This is a genomic window from Nocardioides sp. B129/18 (genome assembly GCF_055282735.1).
The window spans coordinates 137,244-144,400 of sequence record NZ_JBUZJI010000009.1; the positions used below are offsets into that span (position 1 = coordinate 137,244).

General features: G+C 70.7%; 6 protein-coding genes and 1 pseudogene. 4 read left to right on the top strand and 3 right to left on the bottom strand.

What is annotated here, in order from left to right; translation table 11 throughout:
* Positions 1-2 precede the first annotated feature (2 nt).
* The 4 genes and pseudogenes from trpS to ACZDWJ_RS09220 all read left to right on the top strand — a co-directional run bounded on the left by trpS (position 3) and on the right by ACZDWJ_RS09220 (position 3,492).
* Complete coding sequence (trpS, locus tag ACZDWJ_RS09205; protein WP_463520645.1) at positions 3-1,064, top strand: tryptophan--tRNA ligase; 1,062 nt, start codon at positions 3-5, stop codon at positions 1,062-1,064.
* A gap of 35 nt (positions 1,065-1,099) precedes the next feature.
* Entirely contained in the window at positions 1,100-1,627 is a 528-nt protein-coding gene (locus ACZDWJ_RS09210; protein WP_463520646.1) for a 2'-5' RNA ligase family protein, read from the top strand.
* 29 nt (positions 1,628-1,656) lie between these two features.
* On the top strand, positions 1,657-2,706 hold the full coding sequence (locus tag ACZDWJ_RS09215) for a YihY/virulence factor BrkB family protein (RefSeq protein WP_463520647.1): 1,050 nt from the start codon (positions 1,657-1,659) through the stop codon (positions 2,704-2,706).
* 100 nt (positions 2,707-2,806) lie between these two features.
* Positions 2,807-3,492, top strand: a pseudogene (locus ACZDWJ_RS09220) (phosphotransferase family protein).
* Positions 3,493-3,588: 96 nt separating this feature from the next.
* Here ACZDWJ_RS09220 and ACZDWJ_RS09225 read toward each other — a convergent pair.
* Genes ACZDWJ_RS09225 through ACZDWJ_RS09235 form a run of 3 tightly spaced genes read right to left on the bottom strand, consistent with a single transcriptional unit; the run spans position 3,589 to position 7,011 of the window.
* The gene (locus tag ACZDWJ_RS09225; RefSeq protein ID WP_463520656.1) at positions 3,589-4,332 is read right to left on the bottom strand and encodes a succinate dehydrogenase/fumarate reductase iron-sulfur subunit; all 744 of its coding nucleotides are present in this window, start codon (positions 4,330-4,332) and stop codon (positions 3,589-3,591) included.
* Positions 4,333-4,337: 5 nt separating this feature from the next.
* A complete protein-coding gene (locus ACZDWJ_RS09230; RefSeq protein WP_463520648.1) occupies positions 4,338-6,362 on the bottom strand; it encodes a fumarate reductase/succinate dehydrogenase flavoprotein subunit in 2,025 nt (674 codons plus the stop codon).
* Positions 6,363-6,375: 13 nt separating this feature from the next.
* Positions 6,376-7,011, bottom strand: coding sequence for a succinate dehydrogenase cytochrome b subunit (locus tag ACZDWJ_RS09235; RefSeq protein ID WP_463520657.1), 636 nt, complete (start codon positions 7,009-7,011; stop codon positions 6,376-6,378).
* Between the last annotated feature and the right edge of the window lie 146 nt (positions 7,012-7,157).

The following is a 7,157-nucleotide window of genomic DNA, read 5'->3' on the forward strand; positions in this document are numbered from 1 at the left end:
CCATGCCCGCCACGTCCGAGGTCGAGCCCGCCCTGTCCGTCCCCAGCACGCCGGCCGGAGCCAGGCCGCGGGTGCTCTCGGGCATCCAGCCGACGTCGGACTCCTTCCACTTCGGCAACTACCTCGGCGCGCTGCGCCAGTGGGTCGACCTCCAGCGCGACCACGAGCCGTTCTTCTTCATCGCCGACCTGCACGCCATCACCGTCGAGCAGGATCCCAAGGTGCTGCGGGAGCGGTGCCTGCGCGCGGCCGCGCAGCTGATCGCGATGGGCGTGGAGCCCGAGCGGTCCTCGATCTTCATCCAGAGCCACGTGCCGGCCCACCCGCAGCTGGCCTGGGTGCTCAACTGCCTCACCGGCTTCGGCGAGGCGCGGCGGATGACGCAGTTCAAGGACAAGTCGGCCAAGCAGGGGGAGGGCACGGCCAGCGTCGGCCTGTTCACCTACCCGATCCTGCAGGCCGCCGACATCCTGCTCTACCGGCCCCACTACGTGCCGGTCGGCGAGGACCAGCGCCAGCACCTCGAGCTCACCCGCGATCTCGCGCAGCGGTTCAACCACCGCTACAAGAAGACCTTCCGGCTCCCCGAGCCCTACATCCTCAAGGCCACCGCGAGGATCGCGGACCTGCAGGACCCCACCGCGAAGATGTCGAAGTCGGCGTCCTCGCCTGCCGGCATCATCGAGCTGCTCGACCAGCCGAGCGTCAGCGCGAAGAAGATCCGCTCGGCGGTCACCGACTCCGACGCCGAGATCCGCTTCGACCCCGAGGCCAAGCCCGGCGTCAGCAACCTGCTCACCCTCCACTCGGCGCTCAGCGGCGAGAGCGTCGACAGCCTGGTCGAGCAGTACGCCGGTCGCGGCTACGGCGACCTCAAGAAGGACCTCGCCGAGCTCGTCGTCTCCTTCGTCACCCCGTTCCGCGACCGCACGCTGGAGCTCCTCGACGACCAGGCCTACCTCACCGGCGTGCTGAAGGCCGGTGCCGAGCGGGCCGGCGCGATCGCCGAGGCCACCGTGCGCGACGTCTACCAGCGCGTCGGCTTCGTCGCCCCGGGCGCGTGAGGCCGGTCGCGGACGACGGCACTAGGGTGTCACCCGTGGTCACCATCGGCGTAGCGGTCGCGATCCCGGAGCCGTGGGGCACCCAGCTCCAGGACTACCGCACCTCGCTCGGCGACACGACGGCGACGATGATCCCCACCCACATCACGCTGGTGCCGCCGATCGACGTCGACGACGAGGTGCTGCCGCAGGTGCGCGCGCACCTGGCGGAGGTCGCCGCCGGCACCGCCGCCTACGACGTCCACCTGCGCGGCACGGGCACGTTCCGGCCGGTCTCGCCGGTGGTCTTCGTGATGCTCGCCGAGGGCATCTCCCAGTGCGAGCAGCTGGCCGACGCCGTGCGCTCGGGCCCGCTGGGCGTCGATCTCGACTTCCCGTACCACCCGCACGTCACCGTGGCCCACCACCTCGACGACCCGGCGCTCGACCGCGCCTTCGAGGAGCTCGCCACCTTCGAGTGCCGGTTCCCGGTGGCCGACTTCCACCTCTACGTCCACGACGCCCGGGACGGCTGGCAGCCCACCGACGCGTTCGCGCTGCAGCCCCCCCAGGAGGGTGTGTAGGCGCTCCTGCGTCGGGCACGGTGGTCCTCGTGAAGGAACGTCTCGCACGGCTGCGCAGCCGCTACCCCGCCCTGGACCGCATCCTGTCGATGCAGGAGCACTACGGGGCGGTGCAGGCCGGCCAGCAGGCCGGCGCGGTCACGTACTTCGCCTTCCTCTCGTTCTTCCCGGTGCTGGCGCTCGCGGTGTTCGTCGTCGGCGTGGTCTCCCACGTCTATCCCGACGCCGACGCCGACCTGCAGAGGACGCTGGACTCGGTGATGCCCGGCGTGCTCGACGGCTCGCTCTCGCTGAAGGACCTGCGGACCTTCTCCGGACTCGCGGGCATCGTCGGCCTCCTCGGCGTGCTCTACTCCGGCCTCGGCTGGCTCTCCGCGCTGCGCGCGGCCCTGACGGTGGTCTTCGAGCCGCCGGAGACCGCGCGGCTCTCCTTCGTCGCGGGCAAGCTGCGCGACCTGCTCTCGCTCATCGTCCTCGGGAGCGTGCTGTTCGTGGCGGTGGCCGTCACCGGCTTCGTCGCGGGCTTCTCCGGCGACGTCCTGGACTGGCTGGGCCTGGACTCCACCCTCGGCTGGGTCGTGCGCCTGATCAGCATCGCGCTGGGCCTGGCGGCCAACGCCGTGCTCTTCTACGCGATGTTCCGGCTCCTCGCCGCGGCGCACCTGCCGCCGCGGGCCCTGTGGCAGGGCGCGATCCTGGGCGCGGTGCTCTTCGAGGTGCTCAAGCAGCTCGCCGGGCTGCTGCTCGCCGGCACCCGCGGCTCGCCGGCCTTCCAGGCATTCGGCGTCGCGCTGATCCTCCTGATCTGGATCAACTACTTCACGCGGCTGGTGCTCTACTGCGCGGCCTTCGCCGCCACCTCGCCGGTCGCGCTGGCTGCCCGGCCCCTGCGCGAGCACGACCCCGTGCAGGGGCCTCCGCTGCCGTCGGCGGCCGACGGCGAGCACCACGTCGTGGGCGCGACGCCCGAGCCCGCCGACGAGCCACCGCCGGCGTGGCGCTCCTTCGCGGTGGGTGCGGGCGTCGGCGCCGGCCTCGCGGCCCTCGTGGCGGAGGTCCGCCGAGGCGGCCGCTCGTGAGCGAGCCTGCCGAGCCGGACCTCGCGCGGGCGCTCGCCTGGGCGGAGGGGACGCTCGGCCCGATCGTCGACATCCGCTCACCGGTGGGCGCACCTCGACGATGCTCCGCGTCGAGTCCGAGGAGGGCCCGCCCGCGGTGCTGCGGCTGATGGACCGGGAGCCGTGGCGCACCCACGGCGCCGCCCTCACCACGCGCGAGCACGAGATCCAGGGACTGCTCATCGGCACGCCCGTGCGCGCGCCCCGCAGCCTCGCGCTCGACGCCGACGGGGAGCGGGCCGGCGTCCCGGCCCACCTGATGACGCTGCTGCCGGGAGCTCCGCAGTCGGTCGTCGGGACCGCGCGCGTCGAGGCGCTGGTCGAGGCGATGGTCGCGCTGCACGCGATCGAGCCGTCCATCCCCGTGCGTGCTTGGCAGTCGTGGGCCCCGGAGGCGAAGTGGCGCGTGCCGCCCTGATCCACCGTGACCTCCAGCCCAGCAACGTGCTCTGGGACGCCGGCCGGATCACCGGGATCGTCGACTGGGTCGAGACCTCGATCGGCCCGGCCTGGCTCGACGTCGCCCACTGCGCCACCTGGATCGCCGTCGAGCACGGCGTCGAGGCGGGGGAGGAGCTCGCCCGGGCCTACCGGCGCCGCACGGGCCTCGAGCCCGTGCCGTGGTTCGACGTCATGGACCTCGTCGCGCATCTCCCGCTGCCCGGCCGCCAGGACTGGTTCGGCGACGACGGACCGCAGCGTCCGCGCCTCGAGGAGCGACTGCGTCGCGTCCTCGCCGCCCCGTGACCCTGGGAGGCGGAGGATCCGGGGGACGCCGAAGGCCCCGCCGGCGAGCCGGCGGGGCCTTCGGGGTCGCTGCTGGGGTGCGGCGTCAGCGCTGGATCAGCGACCGGCCTTGAGGGCGGTGCGCAGGTCCTTGTTCAGCTGGCTGATGACGTCCAGCGGGATGCCCTTGGGGCACGCCGTGGCGCACTCGCCGATGTTCGTGCAGCCGCCGAAGCCCTCCTCGTCGTGCTGGCCGACCATGCCGACGACGCGCTCGTAGCGCTCCGGCTGGCCCTGCGGCAGCTCGCCGAGGTGGGTGATCTTCGCGCCGAGGAACAGCGACGCCGAGCCGTTGGGGCACGCCGCGACGCACGCGCCGCAGCCGATGCAGGTGGCGACGTTGAACGCGCGCATGGCCTTGTCGCGGGGCGCGGGCACCGAGTTGGCCTCGGGGGCCGAGCCGGTGTTGGCCGAGATGTAGCCGCCGGACTGGATGATCCGGTCGAAGGCCGAGCGGTCGACGATGAGGTCCTTGACGACCGGGAACGCGCCCGAGCGCCAGGGCTCGATCGTGATGGTGTCGCCGTCCTTGAACGAGCGCATGTGCAGCTGGCAGGTCGTGGTGACCTCGGGGCCGTGCGCCTGTCCGTTGATCATCAGCGAGCAGGAGCCGCAGATGCCCTCGCGACAGTCGTGCTCGAAGGCCACGGGCTCCTCGCCCTGGGACTGCAGCTGCTCGTTGAGGATGTCGAGCATCTCGAGGAAGCTCATGTCCTCGGAGATGCCGCCCAGCTGGTAGGTGTGCATCTGGCCCGCGGCGGACGCGTTCGGCTGACGCCAGATCTTGAGGGTCAGGTTCATGTCGGTCACTTGTACGACCTCTGCTTCATCTCGATCGCGGTGTAGATCAGGTCCTCCTTGTGCAGGACCGGCTGGCCCTCCTCGCCCCCGAACTCCCAGGCCGCCACGTAGGCGAACTCGTCGTCGTGGCGCAGGGCCTCGCCGTCCTCGGTCTGCGACTCGCTGCGGAAGTGTCCGCCGCAGGACTCGCGCCGGTTGAGGGCGTCGATGCACATGAGCTCGCCGAGCTCGATGAAGTCGATGACCCGGCCGGCCTTCTCCAGGCTCTGGTTGAGGCTGTCGGCGGTGCCGAGGACCCGCAGGTCGTTCCAGAACTCGCGCTTGAGCTCGCGGATCATGTCGATGGCCTTGCGCAGCCCGTCCTCGCTGCGCTCCATGCCGCAGTACTCCCACATGATGTGGCCGAGCTCCTTGTGGAAGGAGTCGGGGGAGCGGGTGCCGTTGATCGAGAGGAACTTCTCGACCCGGGTCTCGACGGCCTGCTTGGCCTCCTTGACCGCGGGGTCCGACTCCTCGACCGGGGCGAACGGGCCGTCGGCGAGGTAGTCGCGGATGGTGTTCGGCAGCACGAAGTAGCCGTCGGCCAGGCCCTGCATGAGCGCCGAGGCGCCGAGGCGGTTCGCGCCGTGGTCGGAGAAGTTGGCCTCGCCGGTGACGAAGAGGCCCTCGATGTTGGACTGCAGGTGGTAGTCGACCCACAGGCCGCCCATGACGTAGTGCACCGCGGGGTAGATGCGCATCGGCACCTCGTAGGGGTTCTCGCCCGTGATCCGCTGGTACATGTCGAAGAGGTTGTCGTACTTCTCGCGGACGGCGTCCTCGCCGAGGCGCTTGATGGCGTCGGCGAAGTCGAGGTAGACGCCGCGACGGAAGTCGCCGACCATCGGGCCCACGCCGCGACCCTCGTCGCAGACGTTCTTGGCCTGGCGGGAGGCGATGTCGCGGGGGACCAGGTTGCCGAAGGAGGGGTAGATCCGCTCCAAGTAGTAGTCGCGGTCCTCCTCGGGGATCTGGCGCGGGTCCTTGTCGCAGTCCTCGGCGCGCTTGGGCACCCAGATGCGACCGTCGTTGCGCAGCGACTCCGACATCAGGGTCAGCTTCGACTGGTGGTCGCCGGAGACCGGGATGCAGGTGGGGTGGATCTGCGTGAAGCACGGGTTGGCCATGTAGGCGCCCTTGCGGTGCGCACGCCACGCGGCGGTGACGTTGGACCCCATCGCGTTGGTGGAGAGGAAGAAGACGTTGCCGTAGCCGCCGGAGGCGAGCACGACGGCGTCGGCGAGGTGGGTCTCGATCTCGCCGGTGACGAGGTCGCGGGCGATGATGCCGCGCGCCTTGCCGTCGACGATGATCAGCTCGAGCATCTCGTGGCGCGTGAACTGCTGCACGGTGCCGGCCGCGACCTGGCGCTCCATGGCCTGGTAGGCGCCGATCAGCAGCTGCTGACCGGTCTGGCCACGGGCGTAGAACGTGCGGGAGACCTGCACGCCGCCGAAGGAGCGGTTGTCGAGGAGGCCGCCGTACTCGCGGGCGAACGGGACGCCCTGCGCGACGCACTGGTCGATGATGTTCGTGCTGACCTCGGCCAGGCGGTACACGTTCGACTCGCGGCTGCGGTAGTCGCCGCCCTTGACGGTGTCGTAGAAGAGGCGGAAGACGGAGTCGCCGTCCTCCTTGTAGTTCTTGGCCGCGTTGATGCCGCCCTGGGCGGCGATCGAGTGCGCACGACGCGGGGAGTCCTGGTAGCAGAAGGACTTCACGTTGTAGCCGGCCTCGCCGAGCGTGGCCGCCGCGGCGCCACCGGCGAGGCCGGTGCCGACGATGATGACGGTCAGCTTGCGTCGGTTGGCCGGGTTGACCAGGCGGTTCTCGAACTTCCGCGTGGTCCAGCGCTGGGCGATGGGACCGGTGGGCGCGGCCGTGTCGACGATCTTCTCGCCCAGGGTGTAGTACCCGTGGGCGTCGTCGGAGGTCTGGGTGGGCGCCGTGTTGAGGGGGGTCAGCCCGTCGTGGAGGGTGGAGCCAGCCATGGTTCGCGTCTCCTTACTTCTCGATGATGCCGGCGAGGACGGACAGCGGGACGAGCGAGAAGCCACCGGCGACGACGACGGCGACGACCCACCCGGCGAGCTTGGCGCGCTGGCGGGCGAGCGGGCTGTTGGTCAGGCCGAGGGTCTGCAGCGAGCTCCACGTGCCGTGGTGCAGGTGCAGGCCGAGCGCGGCCATCGCGATCAGGTAGATGATCGTCATCCACCACACGCCGAAGGTGTCGACCAGGAGGCGGTACGGGTTGTCCGTCGAGCCGCCGGCCGGGTTGACCTTGACGATGGTGAAGTTCAGGAGGTGCCAGATCAGGAAGATCAGCAGAGTGGCGCCGCCCCAGCGCATCGTGCGCGAGGAGACGGCCGAGGCGACGTTGCGCTTGACCTGGTACTTGACCGGTCGCGCCTTGCCGGCGCGACGCGCGAGCGCGACGGCGCTGGCGACGTGCACGACGAGCGCCGCGATCAGGCCGACGCGCAGGATCCACAGGACCCCGGTGCGCGGGAAGATCGGCTCTCCGATGGTGCGCAGGTGCTCGGCGTAGGTGTTGAAGGACTCCTCACCGGAGAACGCCTTCAAGTTGCCGTACATGTGCGTCAGCACGAAGAGGATGAACAGGATGCCGCTCACGGCCATCGCGATCTTCAAGGTGATCGTCGAACGGGACGCGCGCGCTCCTCGGACCAGGGTCGGGGTTGCCACGAAATCCAAAGGTACCCCCATGACGAGGTGACCGTCGGGGGCGATGACGCGGCGCACGCGGCCGAGGACCTCGCGCTTGG